This window comes from Geminicoccus flavidas, assembly GCF_009806515.1.
Lineage (GTDB): Bacteria > Pseudomonadota > Alphaproteobacteria > Geminicoccales > Geminicoccaceae > Geminicoccus > Geminicoccus flavidus.
In genome coordinates, this window is the sequence record NZ_WUJP01001016.1 from 1 (window position 1) to 1,166 (window position 1,166).

Genomic DNA, 1,166 nt, shown 5'->3' on the forward strand with positions numbered 1-1,166 from the left:
GACGAGGCGGGACTTGCCGATGCCGGGCTCGCCGCCGAGCAGTACCACCTGACCTTTGCCAGCAGCCGCCAGCCGCCAGCGCTCGAGCAGCAGGGCCAGCTCCTGCTCGCGACCGATCAGAGGACCTGGTGCGGCACCATGCATGGCCTCGAAGCGGCTCTCGGCACTGCCTTCTCCCAGGACCCGGTAAGCATGCACCGCATCATCGAAGCCGCGGAGCACCGGGTCCGGCAGCTGTTCGACCACGAATAGATCGCCCAGTAGCCGCTGCGTCGCCTCACCGATCACGACGGTGCCGGGCTCGGCCACCTGCTGGAGCCGGGCGGCAAGATTGGGGGTCTGGCCAACGACCGCTTCCTCCTGGGCCGCTCCCTCGCCGACTAGATCGCCTACGACCACCACGCCCGTCGCGATCCCGATGCGTGTGGCCAGGGGCTCATCTGCCGGCGTTGCCACGCGTCCCAGCGCCTGGACCACCCCGAGCGCAGCGCGGACTGCTCGCTCGGCCGCGTCTTCCTGAGCCTGGGGCCAGCCGAAATAGGCAAGCACACCATCGCCCATGAACTTCGCGACATGTCCCCCGAAGCGGTGGATCTCGCCGGCAACGACGTTCTGGTAGGCGCGGATGACCTCGCGCATGTCCTCGGGATCGAGACGGCGGCTGAGCACCGTGGAGCCGACCAGGTCGACGAACGCCACGGTGAGCTGGCGCCGCTCGGCCGGGGACTCGCTCGGCCGCTCCGGCCTGTCAGCATGAGACGCAGGCACCTGCAGGTCGTGCGGCATCTCCCGCAACGGCCCAGCCGCCTGAAGCAGCTTGCGCCGGTGACCGACCGCGGTGATGCCCATGTCCCTGAGGTCGTCGAGCGTGAGGTGCGGCAGGACCTCCAGGTCGACGCCATGCTCCCGGAACATCTGCTCATACTGCCCCAAGCCCAGCCCGCGCAGCCAGGCCCCGATGTCCACCCCGATCCCTCCGCTCCGACGCGCCCGCACTCCTGGCCAGACTATACCACGTCGCGGTGGTATCGACCCGACCGGTTGGCTCATTGGCGCTGTGGAGGCGTGCCTCGATGCTGCCCAGCATGTCGCTGGTTTGAGGCGATCTGGACGAAGGCGAGGTAGTGGGCGGCGAGTTTGTCGTATCTCGTCGCCACCCGGCGGAA

1 protein-coding gene is annotated in these 1,166 nt (G+C 68.9%); it reads right to left on the reverse strand.

The features are described from left to right. A partial coding sequence (locus EQG76_RS28965) for an adenylate/guanylate cyclase domain-containing protein (protein ID WP_321573535.1) occupies positions 1-966 on the reverse strand: 966 nt, incomplete at its 3' end. Between the last annotated feature and the right edge of the window lie 200 nt (positions 967-1,166).